Source organism: Pyrococcus kukulkanii (assembly GCF_041647995.1).
Lineage (GTDB): Archaea > Methanobacteriota_B > Thermococci > Thermococcales > Thermococcaceae > Pyrococcus.
In genome coordinates this window covers 151,396-172,629 of record NZ_JARRIB010000005.1, presented here as the reverse complement: position 1 = coordinate 172,629, position 21,234 = coordinate 151,396, and the positions used below count along the sequence as shown (strand labels likewise).

The 21,234-nt window shown below is 42.6% G+C and carries 30 protein-coding genes and 1 tRNA gene; 13 read left to right on the top strand and 18 right to left on the bottom strand.

What is annotated here, in order from left to right; translation table 11 throughout:
- Position 1 precedes the first annotated feature (1 nt).
- From P8X24_RS10870 to P8X24_RS10855, 4 genes are read left to right on the top strand one after another with little or no spacing between them, the layout of a single operon-like run.
- Complete coding sequence (locus tag P8X24_RS10870; protein WP_014733531.1) at positions 2–154, top strand: 30S ribosomal protein S27ae; 153 nt, start codon at positions 2–4, stop codon at positions 152–154.
- 12 nt (positions 155–166) lie between these two features.
- On the top strand, positions 167–715 hold the full coding sequence (locus P8X24_RS10865; RefSeq protein WP_372916141.1) for a universal stress protein: 549 nt from the start codon (positions 167–169) through the stop codon (positions 713–715).
- Between the two features lie 12 nt (positions 716–727).
- Positions 728–1,987: an SLC13 family permease gene (locus P8X24_RS10860; RefSeq protein ID WP_372916139.1), complete on the top strand. Its 1,260-nt coding sequence runs from the start codon at positions 728–730 to the stop codon at positions 1,985–1,987.
- Between the two features lie 4 nt (positions 1,988–1,991).
- Entirely contained in the window at positions 1,992–2,441 is a 450-nt protein-coding gene (locus tag P8X24_RS10855) for a universal stress protein (protein WP_372916137.1), read from the top strand.
- On the opposite strand, the gene P8X24_RS10850 is transcribed toward P8X24_RS10855, so the two are convergent.
- From P8X24_RS10850 to P8X24_RS10835, 4 genes are all read right to left on the bottom strand, one after another.
- Positions 2,438–3,628, bottom strand: a complete 1,191-nt coding sequence (locus P8X24_RS10850; RefSeq protein ID WP_372916135.1) for a class I SAM-dependent rRNA methyltransferase — start codon at positions 3,626–3,628, stop codon at positions 2,438–2,440. The two genes, P8X24_RS10855 and P8X24_RS10850, sit on opposite strands and share 4 nt — an antisense overlap.
- A gap of 92 nt (positions 3,629–3,720) precedes the next feature.
- Entirely contained in the window at positions 3,721–4,173 is a 453-nt protein-coding gene (locus P8X24_RS10845) for an Lrp/AsnC family transcriptional regulator (protein ID WP_372916133.1), read from the bottom strand.
- A 32-nt stretch (positions 4,174–4,205) separates the two neighbouring features.
- Positions 4,206–4,763, bottom strand: coding sequence for an XTP/dITP diphosphatase (locus P8X24_RS10840; protein WP_372916131.1), 558 nt, complete (start codon positions 4,761–4,763; stop codon positions 4,206–4,208).
- 9 nt (positions 4,764–4,772) lie between these two features.
- The gene (locus tag P8X24_RS10835) at positions 4,773–5,261 is read right to left on the bottom strand and encodes an adenosine-specific kinase (protein ID WP_372916129.1); all 489 of its coding nucleotides are present in this window, start codon (positions 5,259–5,261) and stop codon (positions 4,773–4,775) included.
- A 149-nt stretch (positions 5,262–5,410) separates the two neighbouring features.
- Between P8X24_RS10835 and P8X24_RS10830 the strand changes: the two genes are divergently transcribed.
- Entirely contained in the window at positions 5,411–6,334 is a 924-nt protein-coding gene (locus P8X24_RS10830; protein WP_372916127.1) for a winged helix-turn-helix domain-containing protein, read from the top strand.
- Here the strand turns inward: P8X24_RS10830 and P8X24_RS10825 are convergent.
- Complete coding sequence (locus P8X24_RS10825) at positions 6,331–6,639, bottom strand: DUF5748 family protein (protein WP_372916125.1); 309 nt, start codon at positions 6,637–6,639, stop codon at positions 6,331–6,333. The genes P8X24_RS10830 and P8X24_RS10825 overlap by 4 nt on opposite strands.
- Before the next feature lie 174 nt (positions 6,640–6,813).
- Between P8X24_RS10825 and P8X24_RS10820 the strand changes: the two genes are divergently transcribed.
- The 6 genes from P8X24_RS10820 to P8X24_RS10795 all read left to right on the top strand — a co-directional run bounded on the left by P8X24_RS10820 (position 6,814) and on the right by P8X24_RS10795 (position 11,944).
- A complete protein-coding gene (locus P8X24_RS10820) occupies positions 6,814–7,971 on the top strand; it encodes a tryptophan--tRNA ligase (protein WP_372916123.1) in 1,158 nt (385 codons plus the stop codon).
- Between the two features lie 77 nt (positions 7,972–8,048).
- A complete protein-coding gene (locus P8X24_RS10815) occupies positions 8,049–8,309 on the top strand; it encodes a UPF0147 family protein (protein ID WP_014733520.1) in 261 nt (86 codons plus the stop codon).
- Between the two features lie 72 nt (positions 8,310–8,381).
- The gene (locus P8X24_RS10810) at positions 8,382–8,732 is read left to right on the top strand and encodes an ASCH domain-containing protein (RefSeq protein WP_372916121.1); all 351 of its coding nucleotides are present in this window, start codon (positions 8,382–8,384) and stop codon (positions 8,730–8,732) included.
- A 4-nt stretch (positions 8,733–8,736) separates the two neighbouring features.
- The gene (locus tag P8X24_RS10805; protein ID WP_372916119.1) at positions 8,737–9,573 is read left to right on the top strand and encodes a ribose-phosphate diphosphokinase; all 837 of its coding nucleotides are present in this window, start codon (positions 8,737–8,739) and stop codon (positions 9,571–9,573) included.
- Positions 9,574–9,614: 41 nt separating this feature from the next.
- Positions 9,615–10,877: a bifunctional sugar-1-phosphate nucleotidylyltransferase/acetyltransferase gene (gene glmU / locus P8X24_RS10800; protein ID WP_372916199.1), complete on the top strand. Its 1,263-nt coding sequence runs from the start codon at positions 9,615–9,617 to the stop codon at positions 10,875–10,877.
- Positions 10,874–11,944, top strand: coding sequence for a DUF835 domain-containing protein (locus tag P8X24_RS10795; protein ID WP_372916117.1), 1,071 nt, complete (start codon positions 10,874–10,876; stop codon positions 11,942–11,944). Before glmU ends, P8X24_RS10795 begins: the two co-directional genes overlap by 4 nt.
- On the opposite strand, the gene P8X24_RS10790 is transcribed toward P8X24_RS10795, so the two are convergent.
- The 6 genes from P8X24_RS10790 to P8X24_RS10765 form a co-directional block, all read right to left on the bottom strand.
- Entirely contained in the window at positions 11,941–13,338 is a 1,398-nt protein-coding gene (locus P8X24_RS10790; RefSeq protein ID WP_372916197.1) for an acetate--CoA ligase family protein, read from the bottom strand. The genes P8X24_RS10795 and P8X24_RS10790 overlap by 4 nt on opposite strands.
- Positions 13,339–13,394: 56 nt before the next feature.
- Entirely contained in the window at positions 13,395–13,952 is a 558-nt protein-coding gene (locus P8X24_RS10785) for an ArsR/SmtB family transcription factor (protein WP_372916115.1), read from the bottom strand.
- On the bottom strand, positions 13,952–14,257 hold the full coding sequence (locus tag P8X24_RS10780; protein ID WP_372817891.1) for a DUF211 domain-containing protein: 306 nt from the start codon (positions 14,255–14,257) through the stop codon (positions 13,952–13,954). Before P8X24_RS10780 ends, P8X24_RS10785 begins: the two co-directional genes overlap by 1 nt.
- Before the next feature lie 9 nt (positions 14,258–14,266).
- Positions 14,267–14,845, bottom strand: a complete 579-nt coding sequence (locus P8X24_RS10775) for a winged helix-turn-helix domain-containing protein (RefSeq protein ID WP_372916113.1) — start codon at positions 14,843–14,845, stop codon at positions 14,267–14,269.
- A 578-nt stretch (positions 14,846–15,423) separates the two neighbouring features.
- A tRNA-Arg gene (locus P8X24_RS10770) sits at positions 15,424–15,500 on the bottom strand.
- Positions 15,501–15,528: 28 nt separating this feature from the next.
- Positions 15,529–16,005, bottom strand: coding sequence for a GNAT family N-acetyltransferase (locus P8X24_RS10765; RefSeq protein ID WP_372916111.1), 477 nt, complete (start codon positions 16,003–16,005; stop codon positions 15,529–15,531).
- A 45-nt stretch (positions 16,006–16,050) separates the two neighbouring features.
- On the opposite strand from P8X24_RS10765, the gene P8X24_RS10760 reads away from it, so the two are divergent.
- Positions 16,051–16,656, top strand: coding sequence for an HD domain-containing protein (locus tag P8X24_RS10760; RefSeq protein WP_372916109.1), 606 nt, complete (start codon positions 16,051–16,053; stop codon positions 16,654–16,656).
- Here P8X24_RS10760 and P8X24_RS10755 read toward each other — a convergent pair.
- From P8X24_RS10755 to hxlAB, 5 genes are read right to left on the bottom strand one after another with little or no spacing between them, the layout of a single operon-like run.
- A complete protein-coding gene (locus tag P8X24_RS10755) occupies positions 16,643–17,416 on the bottom strand; it encodes a glutamate cyclase domain-containing protein (RefSeq protein WP_372916107.1) in 774 nt (257 codons plus the stop codon). The two genes, P8X24_RS10760 and P8X24_RS10755, sit on opposite strands and share 14 nt — an antisense overlap.
- A complete protein-coding gene (locus P8X24_RS10750; RefSeq protein WP_372916105.1) occupies positions 17,409–17,594 on the bottom strand; it encodes a hypothetical protein in 186 nt (61 codons plus the stop codon). Before P8X24_RS10750 ends, P8X24_RS10755 begins: the two co-directional genes overlap by 8 nt.
- Positions 17,578–18,237, bottom strand: a complete 660-nt coding sequence (locus P8X24_RS10745) for a TIGR02253 family HAD-type hydrolase (RefSeq protein ID WP_372916103.1) — start codon at positions 18,235–18,237, stop codon at positions 17,578–17,580. Before P8X24_RS10745 ends, P8X24_RS10750 begins: the two co-directional genes overlap by 17 nt.
- Entirely contained in the window at positions 18,231–18,974 is a 744-nt protein-coding gene (locus P8X24_RS10740) for a hypothetical protein (RefSeq protein ID WP_372916101.1), read from the bottom strand. Before P8X24_RS10740 ends, P8X24_RS10745 begins: the two co-directional genes overlap by 7 nt.
- Positions 18,975–19,005: 31 nt before the next feature.
- Positions 19,006–20,226: a bifunctional 3-hexulose-6-phosphate synthase/6-phospho-3-hexuloisomerase gene (gene hxlAB / locus P8X24_RS10735; protein ID WP_372916100.1), complete on the bottom strand. Its 1,221-nt coding sequence runs from the start codon at positions 20,224–20,226 to the stop codon at positions 19,006–19,008.
- A 67-nt stretch (positions 20,227–20,293) separates the two neighbouring features.
- Here hxlAB and P8X24_RS10730 point away from each other — a divergent pair, with 67 nt between their 5' ends.
- Entirely contained in the window at positions 20,294–20,749 is a 456-nt protein-coding gene (locus P8X24_RS10730) for a 6-pyruvoyl trahydropterin synthase family protein (protein WP_372916195.1), read from the top strand.
- Here the strand turns inward: P8X24_RS10730 and P8X24_RS10725 are convergent.
- Both P8X24_RS10725 and P8X24_RS10720 read right to left on the bottom strand, forming a co-directional pair.
- On the bottom strand, positions 20,724–20,915 hold the full coding sequence (locus P8X24_RS10725) for a 30S ribosomal protein S27e (protein ID WP_172799795.1): 192 nt from the start codon (positions 20,913–20,915) through the stop codon (positions 20,724–20,726). The genes P8X24_RS10730 and P8X24_RS10725 overlap by 26 nt on opposite strands.
- A gap of 10 nt (positions 20,916–20,925) precedes the next feature.
- On the bottom strand, positions 20,926–21,210 hold the full coding sequence (locus tag P8X24_RS10720; RefSeq protein ID WP_068320254.1) for a 50S ribosomal protein L44e: 285 nt from the start codon (positions 21,208–21,210) through the stop codon (positions 20,926–20,928).
- Positions 21,211–21,234 lie beyond the last annotated feature (24 nt).

The following is a 21,234-nucleotide window of genomic DNA, read 5'->3' as shown; positions in this document are numbered from 1 at the left end:
AATGGGACAGAAGTGGAAGCTCTACATAGTTAAGGACGGAAAAGTCATAAGGAAGAACAAGTTCTGCCCTAGGTGCGGCCCTGGGGTCTTCATGGCTGATCACGGTGACAGGTGGGCCTGTGGCAAGTGTGGCTATACTGAGTGGAAGAAGTGAAGGTGACCTCTATTGGGGCTTTTCTCCAATCTAATTCTTAGGAGGTTTAAGGGTATTGCTCCAAGATATGAGGAGATAGTTAGGGCATATAGGGAATTCCTTCTTACGGAGGAGGAATTTGTAATACCTAAAATTGAGAGAATTTTGATTGCCCTTGATAGATACTCTGAACACCTAAATAAGGCCATTTTGGAGTACTTGTCTTCTTACCCCGGGGCTGAAATATTAATCCTCTACGTAATTGACCGAGAGGTGTGCAGATTAATAAGGGAAACAATTGGGGAGCGTGAAGCTGAGCTTTTTAGAAAAAGGGAGCTTGAGCAAGGTCATAAAGTTTTGAAAAACATAAAAAAGCTGATATTAGAAGTTGATGGAAGTTTTAGCATCCAATCAAAACTTAAAACAGGTAATAAAGCTGAAATCATCGAGAAAATCGCAGATCAATTTGATATTATTATAATATCAAGGCAGTACGGTGCGGAAACCACAAAAACTCATCCTGTGAGTCCAATCGTTCTTAGAATCCTTCAGAATGTTAAAATCCCTGTACTACTATATTAGGAGGTTAAATCCATGACTACACAAGAAATAATTGCCCTTGGGATATTTATAGCTGTTTACATTGCAATAATTAGTGAGAGAATTCATAGAACAGTCGCTGCAATGTTTGGAGCTTCAATAGTCCTCCTTGCGAGAATAGTCCCCTGGGAGAAAGTTCCTAACTATCTCGATTTGAACACTATCCTCTTGCTTGCAGGGATGATGATTATAGTTAACATTAGTAGAGAGAGCGGTCTTTTTGAATATATAGCAATAAAAACCGCCAAACTATCGAAGGGGGACCCAATGAAAGTCCTCCTTCTTTTCTCCGTGGTTACGGCCCTTGTAAGTGCTTTCCTTGATAACGTTACAACCGTTCTTCTCCTCACTCCAATGCTCCTGTATATAACTAGACAGATGAGGGTGAATCCCGTCCCCTATTTACTTGCCGAGATCTTCGCTTCAAACATAGGTGGAGCGGCGACCTTAATTGGGGATCCACCAAACATAATGATAGGATCGGCCGCAAAGCTCAGCTTTAACGAGTTCATAAAGAATATGACTCCCATAGCTACGGTGGATCTTGCTTTGATGGTTGTCCTGATATACCTCCTTTACAGGAAGGAGCTCAAGAAATCTGAAGTCTCTCTTGTGATTTCAGACCTCCGTGAAGAGGATGCAATAAGGGATAAAAGACTCTTTAAAAAGTCAGTGGTGGTAATTTGCTTAGTTATGTTGTTATTCTTCCTCCATGATATTGTAGGAGTTGAGCCTGCTGTAATTGCACTTTCTGGTGCATCTCTGCTCCTCTTATGGAGTAAGGAAGCTCCAGAAAAGGCATTAGAAAAAATTGAGTGGCCAACTCTCTTCTTCTTCGCTGGTCTGTTCATAATAGTTGGTTCCCTTGAGGAAACTGGTTTTATTGCTCAGATAGGAAAGTGGATAGCTGGGCAGATACACTCTGAGATTGAAGCAATATTATTAATTTCATGGCTTTCGGCGTTCTTAAGTGCAATAATTGACAACATTCCCTTTACGGCAACTATGATACCAATAATAAAAAGTATGGGATCTATGCTAAACATTTATCCCTTATGGTGGGCCTTAAGCTTAGGGGCATGTCTTGGGGGAAATGGAACTGCAATAGGTGCTAGTGCAAACGTAGTTGTCCTGGGTATAGCGTACAGGGAAGGTATAAAGATAACATTTAAGGACTTCCTTAAGGTTGGTATGGTAATAATGACAATAACAGTGGGAGTCGGATCTCTCATCCTTATAGCAAGGTATGGGTGATGATATGAGGATTTTAGTCCTTATTGATGGGAGTAAGTGGAGCCAGAAAGCGGCATTATATGCCTATTCAGTAGCTAAAAGAAAAAACGCCAAGGTGACATTATTTTCTGTCTTAGATAGGAAAGAGGCAAAGGCCCTGGCATTTCACCTAAGCATGAGAAGTGAGAGTTTGGAGAATATAAAAGAGTTTGAGGAAACCATATGGAGGGATATGAAGAAGAGCGTTAAAGAGGTAATAACGACACTCCTTGAAGTTGGGCAGAGGGAAGGCATAAACTGTTCCTTTAAGATAGTGGAGGGCCGGGCAAAAGATAAAGTTCTGGAAGAAGCTAACTCAGGAAACTATGATATGGTCGTGATGGGAGCACATGGGAAGAGTGGAAAGACAAGGATAGGTTCACTGCTCGAAGATGTCGTTGGTCAGATAAGAATCCCCGTTATGATAGTCCGCTAGCGCATATTTTCAACATAAAGGAATAGGCACTTAAGGTACTCAGTATCTTTGGAGGCCATTAAGATTGGATGATCTGGAGCTTGAGTTCTGTAAGGCTCAAGCATCTTGAGGAACTTCCCAGCCTTTGCACCCGCAGCAATTATCATATCCTTAAACATCTGTAAATCAACGTGTTGGGAGCATGAACACGTTACTAGAATTCCTCCGTCCTTAACGAGGTTCAGCCCAGCGAAGTTTACGTTGAAGTACGCCCTTAGCCCTGCCTTCAAATCTTTCTCGTGCTGAACGAAGGCAGGAGGATCGAGGATCACTATGTCAAACTTTTCTCCTCTCTTCTGGAGCTTCTCCATTTCCTCAAAGGCACTTCCAACGATGAACTTTACCCTGTCTTCAACTCCATTCAGCTTTGCATTTTCCTTAGCGGTTTCTATAGCCCTTGGTGACTTGTCTATAGCTATAACTTCCTCCGCTCCAGCTATAGCGGCGTGAATTGCGAACCCCCCAGTGTACGTGAAAACGTCGAGAACCCTGTCCCCAGGCCTCACCCACTTTTCTAACGCTAACCTGTTTTCCCTCTGGTCGAGGAAAAATCCAGTTTTCTGACCGCGCATATCAACTATGAACTTTGCCCTGCCCTCCTCTATTATGGTCCTGTACTTCTCCTTCCCCAGGAGAACCCTCTCGATCTCTGGCAGGCCCTCCCTTCTCCTGCTCCTCCCTGTGTTCTTCTCGAACACGGTTTCTATTTCGGGCTCGACTTCCATTATAGCTTCGGCAACGTCGAGCTTGAACCTCTCCATTCCAGCGCTTGATATTTGAAGGGAAGCTATGTCATTGAACCTGTCAACTATTAGTCCGGGCAGATAGTCAGCCTCTCCATAAACCATCCTGTAGACGTTGGTGTACCTGAGAACCTTCTTCCTGTACTCGTTTGCCTTCCTTATTCTCTCTCTAAAGAGATCTTTGTTTATCTCTACATCCTTTTCCTTCGTAACTATCCTCACCATTATGTTGGAGTGAGGATTAGCGAAGCCTTTTCCCAGGAACTTCCCGCCCCTCGTGTAAACCTCAACTATATCCCCAGGCTTTATCTCGCCCTCAACTCTCACGACTCCCTTCTTAAAAACTATCATCGCACCTTTCCCTATGGCCCTCGCTGCTTGAGCATCAACTACAACCTTTGCCATCTCAACCCCCAAGGTGGAATAGAAAAGGGGATTTAAAAGGCTCACCTAACCTCGCGTCATCACCGCTCAGCAAGGAGAACGACGATCATCGCCTAAATTTCCTCTTTAACGGTAACAAATGATACCATTGTTACAGTCTGTCCTACCCCTTTTATCTCCCTGAGCTTATCAATGACTATCTTACCAATTTCCTCAGCGTTAGATGCCCTAACCTTCAGGAGAAGATCCCATTCCCCTGCTATTATATGCACTTCATAAACACCAGGGATCTTGGCTATTTGTTCAGCGACTTCTCTCTGGGTTAGACCCGAGTCGGGGTCATATCTAATTAAGATGAATGCAGTAGTTCCTAAATTTAATTTCTTATAATTTGGCTTTATTGTGAACTTGTCTATTACCCCTTCTTCAACGAGTCTTTTTATTCTATAATGGACGGTTGTTCTTGGTATCCCCAACTTTTTACTTAACGTTGCAATATTTTCTCGCGAGTTATTTTTAAGCTCTTCAAGTAGCCTCTTATCTATTTTGTCTAAGATTTCAGCCATTATCATCACCTTTCCACCTTATTGACGTATGTTCAGTATTTAAGGTTTTCTTTTAGCCATCTATGAAATTCCTTTAAAGCTTTTCCCCTATGGGAGATAGCATTTTTCTCATCCGTTGTCATTTCGGCAAAGGTTTTATTATAGCCATCAGGAGTAAATATTGGGTCGTACCCAAATCCGTGAGTCCCTTTTTTCTCTTCTGATATTACCCCATGGACAACACCAGTGAACATGTGGATATCTCCATCGTAATAGCCAATAACACTCTTAAAATATGCTCTTCTATTTTTGGCATTTTCCATAAGCTTAAGTATCCCCTCTAATCCTATTGTCTTATAGGTATAGGCCGAGTATACTCCAGGGAAGCCGTTCAGTGCTTCTATGAATAGCCCTGAATCCTCTATAAAGAAATATTTTGGAACTCTATCTTTTAGCCATTCTATGCCAAATTTCACGACCTCTTCAAGAGAGTCCGCTTGAATTTCGGGATAAGTGATCTTCAATTGCTTGACCTTTATACCTAAAGGTTCTAAGAAGGCCTTGGCCTCTTTGACCTTTCCTCTGTTTGATGTTACAAAAAATATTTTCATAGGGGGCCCTCAGTCTATTTTATATCCGATTTTCTCAACGAGCTCTCTTCTTTCTTTCTTCTGTTCTTCTGTTTCTATCTTATTAGCTGCTTTTCCATCAACAACTCCAATTACAGCTCTTCCTAGCTCGGTCTCGGCCACTATTACCTGGAATGGATTTTCACTAGCCCCATAGACCATTGCAACTGCTGGATGGTTCTTTATAGTGTTAAGGACATTTATTGGGTAAGCATTCTTCATAAGTATTACGAAGACATGGCCTGCCCCTATCTTCATGGCATTCTTTGCTGCTAGCTTTTCGAGTTCTGGATCGTTTCCAGTGTACCTTGTAAGCTGGGGCTTAGCTTCATTCATTGCAATACCAAACTTTATCCCAGGAACTGTAGTTAAAAGGTCTCTAGCCAAGTCATCTACTGTGAATATCGAGAAGTTACCTTGACCTATAATCACCTCCACGCCTTCTGGCTTCTCTATATCAATGACTTCAATCCTCACCATTGAGCATCCCCACCTAAATTTTCTACATCCAGCTAAAAAACTATTCTGTTTTCAAACTACTATTTAAAAAAATAGATATTTGTTCCTTGCTTCTCTTACTGAAACCATAATTGTTTTTAGGTTTAAGTAATAAATTCTACCGATGTCATATGGCCTCCATTGATCAAACTGAGCTTGAGTGGCTACTAGATATCCTTAATAAATATCCCAGGGAAAGCCTTAGAAAAATCTCAGAAAGGGAGGGCATAGAATATCATCGTTTAAAGAGAACATATGACAAGTACTATGGGAAATATGTGTTTGTCAGTGCAGTATATGACATCATAAAGCTTGGCCTTAAGAGTTACGTAGCTTTTCTCTCTGTGCCAAAAGTTGAACTTTCAAGTAAAGCTCTTGAGCTACTGAAGAATCCATTTGTTGCGCATATAACTCCAATATTTGGATTTAAAAATGGGATACAGGCGATACTGCATATTCCAGTAGAGCAGGAAAAGTACATACCGGAGATGCTATCTAAGTATTCCAACGATTTCGAATTCTATGAAGTATGGTCAAGAGAAAGGGAGGAAAAAGTAAAATTCGGGAAATGGAGTTATTCATATGAGTATGCTATTCTCATGGATATCTTAAAGGTGGATGCGAGAACACCGATGAAAGAGCTTGAAGCATTAATAGGGAGGAAAAGGCCGACAATAAAATTCATGCTCAATAAGTTAATCAAAGATGGAATCATAGTAGGATTCTATGCCTATGCGGAACATCTTGAGCCTGTATACGATAGATCCTTTATAGGAATTACTACCAATGTAGATATCAATGAGTTCCTGGGCAGATTTAGAGACATTGAGATAAAGGTAGGGGTTTTAAGACCGAAGGGGTACTATCTGGAGTGGTTCTTCTCATCTAAGGATGATATGGGTAGCAAAATTCTGGAATTTAGTCCATATGTAGAGAAACTGGCAATAGGGTATCTGGACATGTTTAGAGACTTAAACAATGAGCACCTAAAGACAAGATTTTCAAGAATGGTAAGAAAAGATGGTAAGGGATACAGATCAATTCTGGAATTTTAGGCCTTCATTTCCTTAAGTATCTTCTGGAATTCAGAATAATTAGTTACAACTTTTACACCATCAAGTGTCTCGAAGTAGACCTTCTTAATCTTTATTTTCTTTGCTTCGGTATACTTCATCTCTGGTGGCTCATATTCACCGGGCTCGACTATTTCATCCTCTATTACGTACGTTTTTAATTCTGGCTCTCCCACGTACTTCCAAACCTCATAAAACACTCTAGGCTCGAGGTGTATTTCCCCCTCGAGTTCGATGTAATCTGCCCCAATGTCTTCCAAGAACTCCTTAACTACTTCAGAATTCATGCAGAACCACCTCCAATATTATTTAGTTTAGGACGTTAAATACCTATCGCAATCCAAAAACTTTAAATTGAGTATTCTCCTTTTAACCCCCATGCTTGGTGGTGGCTTTTGGTTCATCTGAATTCAACAAACTGTTCTCTTCTTGTTTAGCTACGAATTTGGGAGGTGGTTCTAATGCCAGAGGAGTTTAAAGTTACACCCTGGGACGTAGAAGGGATTGTAGACTACGATAAGTTGATTGAACAGTTTGGAACGAGTCCACTAACCGACGATCTCCTTGAGAGAACTGCAAGGCTAACAAAGAGCGACCTGCCAATATTCTTCAGGAGAAGATTCTTCTTCTCACACAGAGATTATGATAAAGTCTTAGATGACTACGAAAGTGGAAAAGGTTTCTTTCTATATACTGGTAGAGGTCCAAGCGGCCCCATGCATATAGGCCATATAATACCCTTCTTCGCCACCAAGTGGTTGCAAGAGAAGTTTGACGTCAACTTATACATCCAGATAACGGACGATGAGAAGTTCCTGTTCAAGGAGAAACTCACCTTTGAGGACACGAAGAGATGGGCATATGAGAACATACTCGACATCATCGCGGTAGGCTTTGATCCGGACAGAACCTTCATCTTCCAGAACAGTGAATTTACGAAGATATACGAGATGGCAATTCCAATAGCTAAAAAGATAAACTTCTCAATGGCAAGGGCAGTGTTTGGATTTACGGAGCAGAGCAAGATAGGAATGATATTCTTCCCGGCAATACAGGCGGCACCCACTTTCTTCGAGAAGAGGAGGTGCCTTATTCCAGCGGCAATAGATCAAGATCCATACTGGAGGCTTCAAAGGGACTTTGCCGAGAGCCTCGGCTATTACAAGACCGCAGCCTTGCATTCAAAGTTTTTCCCGCCCTTGACTGGGCTTAAGGGAAAGATGAGCGCATCTAAACCCGAAACCGCAATATATCTTACAGATGACCCTGAGGAAGCAGGAAAGAAGATTTGGAAGTTTGCATTGACGGGAGGTCAGCCAACACTTAAGGAGCAGAGGGAGAAAGGGGGCAATCCTGAAAAGTGTGTGGTGTTTAAGTGGCTTGAGATATTTTTTGAGGAGGATGACAAGAAGCTCATGGAGCGCTATCATGCATGTAAAAACGGAGAGTTAACCTGCGGAGAGTGCAAGAGATATTTAATTCAGAAAGTCCAAGAGTTCCTAAAGGAGCACCAGAAAAAAAGGAAAAAGGCGGAAAAGCTAGTTGAAAAGTTTAAATATACGGGCAAGTTGGCCCAAGAGCAATGGAACAAGGCAATTCCAGAACCACTCAGAAAGTAGAAAAACTTTTTAGCATATCCCAAATAGTCAACATTGGGGGTTTAGTTACCTTGAGTAAATGACTGGGGGTGATATCAATGACAGACGTCGAGGAGAGGATCAATCAGATCATTCAAGTTCTCAGGGAGCAGGTTGTTCAAGATACGGTTGTTCCAAGGAACATTAGAAGAGCTGCTGAGCAGGCTATTGAAGCTCTCATGAATAAAGAGAAGGAGCCCGCAGTTAGGGCGGCCGATGCAATAGCAATACTTGAGGAGATTAGTGAAGATCCAAACATGCCTCTCCACACAAGGACAATAATCTGGGAAGTCCTTGGAGCTTTAGAGCAGATAAAGTGATCCTTCTTCTTTTCTCCTTATATAATAGTTGAATTTATATAGATGGCATCTCCTCTCTTCTCTGGGAGGAATATGAAAGGGCTAATAGTGAGACAACCCTACGCAAAGTGGATAGTGGAAGGTAAAAAGGTGTGGGAGATTAGGAAAACCCCTACAAGAATCAGGGGAAGAATAGTCATAATCTCCGAGAAAAAGGCCCTTGGCACCGTTGAGCTTGTCGAGGTTCTTGGCCCATTTACCCCCGAGGAACTTGCCGATCATGAAAGTAAACATCTCGCAAGCTACGACTTTTTAAAAAGGTACTCGAATGGGAAAAAACTTTATGCATGGGTCTTTGCAAATCCAGTAAAGTTCGACCCTCCCCGTGAAGTTGAGATTCCCAATGGTGCTCAAATTTGGGTTAATTTAAAGAACTGGAGGTGATCGAATGTTTGTAGTTGGAAGTGGAGCTTTCCATTTAAGGGAGGAGCTCTCGAAGAAAGCGGAAGTAGTTGAGGTTGAGATAAAGAAGTTTCCAGATGGCGAAAAGTACGTGAGGATTCTTGGAGAAGGGGAAGAGGCTATAGTAGTTCAGTCAGCGTACTATCCCCAGGATGAGCATCTGATTGAGGCACTTCTTTTGGGAGATGCCTTAAAGGAGAGGGGATTTAAGAGACTGAAGCTCATAGTTCCTTACTTAGCCTACTCAAGACAGGACAGAGTTACTAAGGAGGGGGAGCCGATAAGCGTTAGGGCAGTTATGAAGATGCTCGGGCTTTACTACGAAGAGCTTTACGTTTTTGACATTCACAATCCTAAAACCCTCGAGTTCTTCCCAGGGAAAGCTCACAACGTTTCTCCTGCAAGGGTGATAGCTGAATACTTTAAGGACAAGCTTGGGGATGGAATTGTCATGGCTCCAGACAGGGGTGCCTTGGAGAGAGCTAGAAGTGTAGCTGACATCTTAGGCCTAGAATATGGCCACTTTGAAAAGAAGAGGATTTCTCCAACTGAAGTTCAAATGACACCTGTGGATGTTAACGTTAAGGGAAAGAACGTGCTTATAGTTGATGACATAATAAGCACAGGAGGAACAATGATAAAGGCTGCAAACCTTCTGAGGAAGCTTGGAGCGAAGAAGATATTTGTTGCCGCTACCCATGGAGTGTTCGCAGAGGGTGCCATTGAGAGGGTCAGTAAGGCAGTTGATGAGCTTGCTGTAACGAACACTATACCAACTCCTGTCTCGAAAATAAGCATAGTGCCTGAAATACTCAACGTATGATTTTTGTATTTCTTGTAATCTAATTTATAATGGTGAAGTTAATGAAGGCCATTATCTTGGCAGCAGGGAAAGGGGAAAGACTAAGGCCGCTAACTGATGATAGACCGAAGGTTGTTCTTAAGGTTGCAAATAAGCCGATTATAGAGTATGTAATTGAAAGCCTTGATCCTTTCGTCGATGAGTTTATAATCATAGTTCGCTATATGAAAGAAAAAATTATTGAGGTGCTGGGAGATGAGTTTCATGGAAAGCCAATAACGTACGTTGACCAAGTTGAGGGAGAAGGAACGGCAAGGGCTATATATTCTGCTAGAGAGTATATTGAGGATGGCGAGGCTTTCTTTGCTGTGAATGGAGACATATATTTTGAGGAGGATGCCGTAAGGGGTTTACTGCATGTATTCAGGAAGAAGAATGCAGATGCAGCATTAGTCGTGAAAGCTTTTGATGACTTAAGTCAATTTGGCCTAGTTGAAGTTGGGGAGTCTTTTGTAACAAGAATAAAAGAAAAACCGGGCAAAGTAAGTGGATTTGCTAACCTTGGAATTTACTTATTTAAGGATGATGTTTTTGAGTTTATAGAAAAGACGGAAGTCAGTGAAAGAGGTGAGTACGAAATAACGGATACACTAAATCTAATGCTAAATTCAGGAAAGAAGGTTGCATATTATGAGTACAAGGGATATTGGAACGATATAGGAAGACCTTGGAATCTACTTGAAGTCAACGAATATATCCTAAAGACCAAGCTAAAACATAATATTAAAGGACAAGTTGAGGAGGGAGCTGTAATAGTTCCCCCCGTTGAAATTGGTGAAGGAACTATTGTTAGGTCTGGAAGCTATATAATCGGGCCTGTGAAAATAGGAAGGAATTCAAGGATCGGACCAAATTGCTTTATAAGACCTTACACCAGCATAGGGGATAACTGCCATATAGGTAATGCAGTAGAAGTAAAGAACTCTATAATAATGGACAACTCTAACGCTCCCCACTTAAACTATGTTGGAGACTCAATAATTGGGGAAAACACTAATTTAGGGGCAGGAACGATAACGGCTAACCTTAGACATGATAACAAAACGATAAAAGTTGAAATTAAAGGAAAACTTGAAGATTCTGGTAGAAGGAAACTTGGGGCAATTATCGGGCATAACGTCAAGGTGGGGATAAACGTTAGCATTTACCCAGGAAGGAAAATTGGAAGCAACACATTTATTGGTCCTGGGGTTATAGTTGATAAGAACGTTCCTTCAAATGTCCTTGTTGTTGTTAAACAGGAAAAAACGGTGATAGAAAGATGAATTTTATTCCTTACCTAAACTTCTTCTCAAGGCTAATACTTTTCATAGTTGCAGTCTATAAAGCTACAAAGACCCGGGAGAAAGGGTGGGTGATCCTATCAATATCGTTTTTCATATCTATTATGGATATTGAAAATTATATTCTAAGACCTCTTGGAATAACGATTAACCCTAATATCTACCCGATAGTTAGCAAGATTCCCAATTTCTATATTGGGATATTGACACTTGGAGCGGCCTTTACACTAAAGCATGGGAGTATAAAACCAAAACATATCCTCATAGTAGGGATGACCCTCATAATATCATACATATGGATCTTTGCTATGGCCATTGGAGTATTCCATGGGAACTTTACACTTGCTTCTCTGTGTCCCTCATGGATACTAGGAGGATCCCTGCTATACCTATCTTTTGTTCTCTGTGAGTACGTTATTGAAAAGAAGAGTCTCCAGATTCTTTTTCCTCTGGGTTTATGTGGAGTGGGTGCATTAAACCTCACATATCCATTTACAAGGGGGATAGAATGGTTTTATCCACTGGCATTCTTTAGCGCTGCGATATTTAGGGTTATGGCAGCTATTGGAGCTTTGAAGATGATAATATTCTCCCCAAAAGTTCCGGAGAGGAGAACAGTCAAAACCCTAGAACCCGGAGCATATTGGACTGAAGATGAAAGGAAGGCCTTGGAGATAGCATCTAAGATGAACACTGTCATGATAACAAGGAGGTATCCGGCAAAAAATAATGGAAATACCCTCATTTATTGGATAACAAAAGTTAAAGAAGGAAAGGTAAAGGAGAACACCTATGCAATATCCCCAACCAAGATAGATATACTGACGGATCTTATAGCAAGGGCATTCAAGGTTGGATATAATTTATTGTACATAGATGCCGTAGAGTTCCTAATTTTGGAAAATGGCTTTAAAGCTACCGCAAAGTTCCTGTACACCGTAAAGGACATTGCAATAGGAAATAATGGAAGCATTCTTCTTGTTTTGAATCCTAAAGTTCTGCAGGAGAACCAACTAAAAATAATAGAAAGGGAATTCAAGAAGATTTAGAGATCTTTTAGATACAGTCCATACTTTACAAGAGCATACACAGCATCAACGCCATCTTCAACGGTTTCGAATACTGGAACTCCTTTTTCTTCTATTCTTCTTGCCATTTTCTCTGAAAATTCTCCACCCGGAGCAACGAATACAATTGGTTTATTGTACTTCTGCACTTTCTCCATTACCTCAACTATCCCTTCATCTAGAGCTGGACTCTGGAACAGTGCTATGACTACGAGAACATCAACGTTTGGATCTTCTAGGGCATATCTTATTGCAAGCTCGTATCTACTAGATGGAGCATCCCCTATCACGTCAATTGGGTTCTTGTAGCTCATATGTTCTGGCAACTTTCCTTCTTCAATGGCTTTCTTAAATTTCTCTCTTGTTTCTTCGCTAAGCTCGGCCAGCTTTAGACCAGCCTCAAGGAGTCCATCACTCATAATGACTCCAGCTCCACCGCCATTAGTCACTATGGCGACTCTGTCTCCCTGGGCAGGTTTCTGCATTGCCAGGGCTTTAGCGTAGTTAAAGAGCTGTCTCATACTCTTTGCTGAGAGGACTCCGCTCTGTTCAAATGCTGCTTCATATATTTTATAACTTCCAGCGAGAGAGCCCGTATGAGATGCAGCGGCCTTTGCTCCTGCCTCTGTTCTTCCAGCCTTAAGGATTATCACAGGTTTAACTCTGGTTGTTTCCCTTGCTGCATTAAAAAACTTCTTTCCATCTTTAACTCCTTCTATGTAGGCTGTTATAACCTTAGTCTTTGGATCGTCTTTCAGGTAAAGCATGAAGTCACTTTCATCCAAATCGGCCATATTTCCTAAGCTAATGAACTTGCTCATTCCAACCTCGTGCCTAGCAGCCCAGTCCAATATTGCAGCCCCAAATGCTCCGCTTTGGCTCATGAAAGCTATTGGTCCAAATTTTGGTCTTGCCTGCCTTTCAGGGGGATTAAAGTTACAGTCGAAGCCATTCTCTAAATTAGTGACTCCAAGGCAATTGGGACCAACGATCCTTATTCCCCACTTTCTTGCTCTCTTTATAAGGTCTTCTTCTAGATCTACTCTTCCTGCTTCCTTAAATCCTGCGGAAATGACCACGGCACCCTTGACTCCCTTTTCTCCACACTCATCAATTACATCAGGAACGAACTTTGCTGGAACCGCTATTACTGCAACATCAACTTCGTCGGGAACATCTTTTATGCTCTTATATACTTTGAATTTCTTTCCATTGATTTCAATTTCGCCACCTTTGATGTTCACCGCGTAGACTTTTCCGTTAAAGTTGGCGACTATTGATCTCATTATTGCATTTCCTATCTTCCCTGGAACGTGTGAAGCTCCTATAACTGCAACGCTCTTAGGGTAAAATAGGAAATCGAGCTTTCTTGCCATATCAATCACCTAACGAAGGGGAGATGCTTTACATATATAAAACTTTCCAACTTGGATTAAATATCCAATAATTTAAGTAATTCCCTTGACTCCTCCACGTACTTATGAGAATATAGGAAAGTTAGGAAATTTAAAAAATGGATTAGGGTTATTTCATCCAGATCAACCTTGGCTATCTTCTCTATTAGGGGCTGTGAGTCAATTTCTATAGCGTTAAACACATTTTTGAGGATACTCGAAAACTTTTCTTTGTCTTTAATCTTAATCCCTACTCTTTCAAGAACACTGATAAGTTTTGCCGTTTCTCTAATCAAATAAGTCCTTCTGAACTCTTCAACATCCTTACTAGGCCCTACTCTAACTAGAAAAAGCAAGGCTACCCTTCCATAAACTGTTTCGTTTCCTAATTTTTCCACCTCTTCAACGAGGCCAGCTTCTTCAAGGGCTTTTATGTGTCGATATATCGTTGATCTATCCTTACCAAGAGCCTGGGCAATTTCAGATATCGTCATAGGATGATTCCGAAGAAGGCCAAGGATTTTCATTCTTGTTTGATCTGAAAGAGCCTTCAATTGTTTTGGATCTGAAATTATCATCACGTCTTTCCTACACATTAGTACTCCTCCAACTTGTCTTGAGGAGTCTCACCTTCCTCAACTATCCTCTTACCGGCAGCAACCATGTCGATGCTATGAACTACTCCCCCAAATTCCTCTATCGTTCTAACGATCTCGTCATAATTAAGGTTGTCTCCAACTATTGTTATCTTAACGTTTTCAGTCTCTTTGTCAATTTCTACAAGTGTAATGTTAACTCCTTCGACCCCTTCTAGCTCACTTAGTCCTAGTGCCAATTCTGTGACGAGGGGTTGATGGGGTTTGAGAACATCCAAGACAAGTAATCTTATACCTTTCGCCATTCCCCTCTCTCACCTTTTTAAGATACGACTTAGTCTTTTAAGTAATTCTATATATTCCTCATCCCTACCTAACTCGGCCATTGCAAGCCATTCAACCGCATGTATTATGTCCTCATTCGAGAAGTCTCTAAGTTCCTCTTCTTTCTGCTCCATCTCTTTAGAGATTTTGACTTTGACTTCGTGCTCTTTCATGAGCATCTTGTCCATTATATCAAGAAGTTCTTCGTCGTTAAATTTGTATCCAAGTCTTTTAAAAATATCGAGCTTTGTCTTCAGCCTTGATCTTGCAAAATACCGGAGTTCCTCATCACCCAAGTAGAGATTTATATAGAACACGTCTGCAGTTCTCCCATAGTATTTCTCAACCAAGTTTCCTTTCATTTCTGTTCTCTTCACTTCAACAAGCCCAGCTTCCTTCAACTTCTCGATATGATGATATATAGTTTGGGGTGTTTTTCCAAGAATTTCGCTGAGTTGAGAGATTGTCATCTCTTTATTCCTAAGTAGTTGAAGTATCTTTCTCCTGGTGTCTTCGAGCGTGACCTTAATGACTTCTGGGTCTGTGATGACTTTCACTCTCTTGCTCATCTTGGCTCCCTCCAATTTTAACGTTCTGATTTATGTTTACATGAGCCGTTAAAACTTTTTCTCCTCAGCATCTGATATTTTGGGAAATTATTCAGATAGACTTCTAATCGTTCTGACATTCAGACTACTAAATTTTTATCTATTTGGATCAAATTTTCATTTTCAGGCTAAAAGCTTACTTTTTCTTTTGAAAGCCTCGCCGTTCACGGCGGGGATGCAGGGATTCTAAAACAAGCCTTTTAGCAGGAAAGCGACACTCTTTTAGGGCTTAAAAATCCATGCCATACTTTGAAATGAAGTGGTTAGTGATTTTTGGGTTCTAACTTTAAGGGTTATGGCATCTCAGCTTTAGTTAATGAGCCCTTAAGGGAGTAATGAGTAACTGACCTCCTCCCCTTTGTGGGGGTTCCCGTAGCTCCGCACGGTCGCCCGTGATTCATCGGGCAGGCTGGCGTCATCGGGCACGGCCAGAGTGCCCTCACTACTAGGTGAAAATGCATAAAAAACCTTACGTAGCGGGCTTTCCTCCCCTTAAAGGCTTCCGGCCCACGAAGAAGGTGAGGCGCATGTTATAGAATTGGCGGGCCCGGCGGGATTCGAACCCGCGACCTCCGGCTTAGAAGGCCGGCGCCCTATCCTGCTAGGCTACGGGCCCACACTCGGAGTTAAGTTATGGACTCAGTTTATAAATTTTGCTTGAGCATCCTAATCCAAATCCCACTTCTCCCAACCTTCTTAAATCCGAACTTCTCGTAAAGCTTCATTGCTCCATAATTCTTCTCACCAACCCAAAGCTCTATTGTGTCATTAAACTTCCTTAAGAAATCCAAACAGGTAATCAACAGCCTTTTCCCAATTCCCTTGCCCTGGTAGGATTTATCAACGACGAACTCATGAATTGCTCCTACGATTTTTCCTTCGTACTTGCTAAACCAATCCTTGTCGCAAACAATAAATCCGACTATCTTATCTCCAATTTTGGCGACAAAGAAGCCATCAGGGGCCCTTTTCCAGCACCATAAGATGTAATTCCTGGCGTAATCTTCACCCTCACCACCGTACTCCTCAAGCCCCTTGTACCCTTCCATATAAACTCTTATTAATTCATTTAGTGTTTTCTCGTCGAGTGACTTTAGCCTCTCTATCTTGATTTCGCTCATCGAAAGGGTGTAATCCCGGGATTTTAAAAAGGTATGGTGGTCAAAATGCTTGAAGATATCTTGGAAAAGTACTTTGATGAAATACCTCCCTCAGTAATTAGGGCATGGAAGTTTGCCAAGGAAATGCTTGGAGAAGGAAGCCATGGGCTTTCACACACTTTAAGGGTTCTAAAGCTCTCTCTGTACATTGGAAGTCAGGAGGGAGCGGATTTAGAAGTCTTAGCACTGGCTAGCTTATTACATGATGTCGCTAGGCCACTGGAAGATAAAGGAGCTATTGAAGACCATGCAAAGGAGAGCGCAAAGATTGCTGGCGAAGTTCTTAAGGGACATCCGAAGGTTAGGGAAGTTGTCCACGCGATAGAGGCTCACCGCTTTTCAAATAAAATTAGACCCAAGACGTTAGAGGCAAAGATCCTTAGTGACGCCGACAAGATTGACGCCCTGGGAGCTGTCGGTGTCGCTAGGGTTTTCATGTACTCAGGGGAACATGGGAGGAGTATAGAGGATTCAATAAAGCACTTCAAAGAGAAAATCCTTAAGCTTAAGGACTTGATGTACACGGACACTGGAAAGAGGATAGCTCAGGAGAGGCACAAGTTTGTCGAGATGTTCCTTAAGCAATTAGAAAAAGAGCTTAGTGAATTTTGAATTCGACGATCCCCCTCAGGAGATCAAGAATTTTTGAATGTATGCCCATAGGGAGACCATCTACGCTGACTTCCCTCTTCTTGCTTATCCCGTCTATGGCTCCAGCGTTGACAAGGGCCTTAACGACTTCAACTTCGTCATAATCCTTAAGGAGATTGACACCCTCCCTTATCGACAGATTGGCAACTAGGCCGTAAGCCCCCCAGTTAGAGACGCCTGCAACTATTAGTTCGGTAGTCTTGACCGTTGAGTAGTACTTCCCTTCGAGGTTTAAGTTGCCCATACCGATCTCATTGCCTCCATCTCCAATTCCTATCGTTGGGACTGTAGCTCCAATGAAGAGCTCATCGTACGGCCTGACCTTAATCTCCATCCCGGAAAAGGAGTAGTACTTGCCATCACGCGCCCTTCCTGGAGTTTCAACGCTAACTAGACAAGAAAATTCCTTCCTTGGAATTTCAGTGGTAACGTCTGAGTAGAACTCTTTCAGTGCATCTGCAATTGTATCTTCCGTGAGTATCGTTGCCTTCTTGCCCACTTCATTTAGTGCCAAAGCTAAGGCAAGAGCCCCAGGGGGGCCATCCGTCTCGGGAATCATTGAGGGAGGGATTGGAAAATCGGCAACTATCAGCACGTCCTTTGAGGAGAGTAGTATATCGGTTGCGTTGTCCATGTACTTCGGCCTAAGGGCCTTGTACCTGAAGTACAGCTCCTGAACTCCTCTGCCCCCTATGTCTGTGGCTATTAGATGATCAATCACTTTCCTCGACCTCGTAAACAACTATTTTAACCCTCTTCCCCTTAATCGCCTCCTTCAGCTCCCACCATAGCCTTGTGGGGTTTTCCTCTCTGTGCACGAGCACGTCATTCCTAGCTGTTTCTACCCTCCTTTCCTTATATTCGACAAATACCCCTTCCCTTTCAAATATCTTCTTCATTTTCAAGCACCTCCAGAGCTCTCTTCAGTTCACTTATTGATCTTATCTCAACGTGGGGAACATTAAAACCATTCTCACCCCTTTGATTTATCCATACCCCCTTCATGCCTACGGCTCTGGCCCCTAGTATGTCCTGCTCCAAGTTGTCACCAACCATGACTGCATCTCCTGGTCTTACTCCTGCCCTTTCGAGGGCCATTATGAATATCCTAGGGTTAGGCTTTATGGCATTTGCATCGTCCCTCGTAACGACTACATCGAAGTAGTCAAGTATCCCGGTAACTTCCAACTTTTTCCTCTGGTATCTCGGCCCGCTGGTTATCACCCCAAGAATGTACTTCTCTGCCAAGTCCTCAAGTAACTCTTTGACCCCAGGGTATAACTCTACCTTGTGGGGATACTCCTCAATAAGATCTTCAAACCTGTATGGGATGTCAAATTTACGGAAGAAGAAATTCCAGTCGTGCCAGTCGTACGTTCCCTTCCTCACCTCTATCTCCCTGAGAAAGATCTCTCTCGCTTTGTAGACTGGAATTCCGAGCTTTCTGCTTATCTCCCAGTATACCCTGGGGAGTATCGTCATTATTAGGGGCCACTCCGTTAGCAAGGTTCCATCGATATCAAAAAACACGGCCTTCACCATTTTCTCACCAAAAGCGCCAGTACTTCCATTCCCCTTATGGTTCTATCCATTTTAACTCCCCATATTATATCTTTCTCCCTCAAAATATCCTGGAACTTCTGAAGAACCTTTGTTACGTCTTCAAGGGATGTCTCTTCACTTGCGAGGATGTTGATTAATCCCCTCTCCCAGATCCCCCAGTGCCAGTTAAAGTCTACGGAGGTTAACAGCCTCAATATCCCGATATTGCACCCTTTAACTATCTGCATGAAGTCAGCTAAGTCAACGTTAACCAGCATTTGGTTGTTGAGGTACTCATACAGCTTTGTAAACATCTGACCTATTGAAGTGGAAGCCTCAAAGTAAGCCTGCCAGATTGGTTTCTCTTCTCTTTCCCTTAAAAATTCCCAGAAAGAATCGTAGAACACTGTCTCAAAATTTCTAGCCCACCATGGCTTATTCTCAAAAACTAGCTCTTTCCCAGGGGATAGAACGTATGCAAGCTTGAATAAATCAGAGGGGGAATTATCAAGGATATGCGTTAATATCTCCATATTAATGGGCTTATTGTCAAAGATCACCCATACGTGAGTTCCCTTTTCTATCCTCCACATTATTTCCTCGAGCTTTTTTAAGAATATCTGCTTGTGGAATAGGTACGAAGTTGGATCGAGGAACAGCTTCCTTGCATTTCCGTACTTTATTCCCCAAACTACCTTCATTCCATTATTCCCAATACCAATAAATACGGGTTTCATCCTCCCTCCTCCAAAGTAAAAAGAAGGAAAATTACTCGAGAGTTGCGTGCTTCTTCCTCATCTCCTTCTCAGTCTTCTGGAAGGTTGCCATCAATAGAGCGATGATACCATCGAGGAATATCATCGTTGAGTCCTCAAATAGCGTTCCCATTGGGGCGGTCCACTTGTACTGGGTAAGCATCTGCCTTGCTATGTAGTCTGTCGGTAAATCAGTCTTCGTCCTCCCAGGAATTTCAACAACGACATCAGCGAGTTTGCCTAGTGTTGAGTCCTTATAGGAAGTTATCGCAACAACCTTCCCTCCCTGTTGCTTTGCTATTTCAGCTGCATCCACTATGGTCTTGGTCTCACCGGAACCGCTGATTGCTATCAAAAGGTCTCCAGGCTCAAAGGCTGGGGTTATAGTTTCACCAACAACGTAAACGTTAAAGTCAAGGTGCATCAGCCTCATGGCAAATGCCTTACCAACTAGGCCGCTCCTCCCAGCCCCATAGATGAATATCTTGTTTGCCCCGATCATAGCGTCTACTAGCCCTCTTACCTCCTCAAGTTTCAGCTTATCGGCGACCTCTTCAACGTGCTCGGTTATGTCCTTCATGGCTTTCCTTATCGTCTTCATGTACTCATCCCAGAATAAGTCGATTATTCTCCTTGTGACTTCTTCAGGATCCTTGGCCTTGGTTATCGCGCTTCCCACGATGATTATTGTCGCTCCAAGCTCAATAACCTTTGGAATTGTCTCTAAATTTAATCCGCCTGCAACCGCAACTGGAACTTTAACGGCTTTTACGACCTTCTCTAGATCTTCAAGCGGTGATTTACCCTGGGCCTGCTCGTCTATTCCAGTGTGAACTAGGATATAGTGAACTCCCATCTTTTCAAGTTCCTTGGCCCTCTTAACCTTATCCTTGACTCCTATAAGGTCAACCATGACCTTTACCCCGTACTTCCTCGCAACCGCAAGGGCATCCTTTATAGTCTTATCATCGGCAACTCCAAGTATTGAAACAACATCTGCCCCATGTCTTGCGGCCATTTCAACCTCAAGTGCGCCGGTGTCCATTGTTTTTAAGTCCGCAACAATCTTCCTGTCTGGGAACCTTCTCTTCAAGAGCTCAACGGCCCTCATTCCCTCCTTCTTTATAAGGGGAGTTCCAACCTCGAGCCAGTGAGCACCGCCACGAGCAGCTTTTTCTGCGATAGAAATGGCCTGCTCTATGTCGGTTAAATCGAGAGCAACTTGGAGGATCATCCCTCACACCCGCTGATGAGTAGGGAAACCCTCTTTTAAACTTTATACTAATTATAGTTTGATGAAGATGAGGGTAATTAGGAAAATTTATTGGAGCAAAGACTTCGACAGTAGCCATTTCCTTGTTCTGCCTTACGAAAGTAAATGCCTTCGGATCCATGGGCACACGTACAAGGTCGAGGTGGAGATCGAGGGTGAGGTCAACGAGAATGGGATGATATTTGACTTCAATCACCTCTCAGAATTAGCCAAATTGCTAGATCATAGGCTGATAGTTAGCGAAAAGTGGATTAAAGAAAACGGGGAGACCATTATTATCGAAAAAAACGGTAAAAAGCTTGAACTACCAAAGAGTGAAGTCGTTGTTATTGACAAGTCAAATGTCACCGCAGAGTACCTAGCAGAGTGGTTCGCCGAGAAAATTTTAGAAAAAGCCGGTAAAAACATTAGGGAAATTAAGGTAAAAGTGTGGGAAGATCCGAGGAGCTACGCCGAGATCACTCTAGAACTTCAAGGATCTTAGCCTTTACTATTCCCTTTCCGCCCGTTGGCTCAACGAGGGTTGCTCCACAGACCAAGCACCTAACCCTAGTTGCGGGGTGGCTGAAGACTATCTGCTCATTGCCGCAGTCAATGCACTTAACCCTGAGGAATCTTGACCTTGGCATTGGAATAATGTTCTTGGGCAACGCCATGGCATCACACCTCCACGAGCTCGAACCTCTTTACCCTGAAGCCCTTACCTCTCGTATGGGCCTTTCCGCAGACAGTGCACCTGAACCTTAAATCAAGCTTCTTCACTGGCTTCTCTCTTCCCTCTGGTTTTGGTCTTGGGAATCCTCCGTAGCCCTTAAGGATTCTCCTGAACCTCCTCTGGCCAGCACTAAGCTCGCTCCTTGGCCTCTTCTTTACCTTCTCGACCTTGTGAATGGTGTGCCTCTTACAAAACGGGCAGTAGGTTCTTATTTGCTTTGGATACTTCATCTCCTCCACCTCCTCACGGGGCCC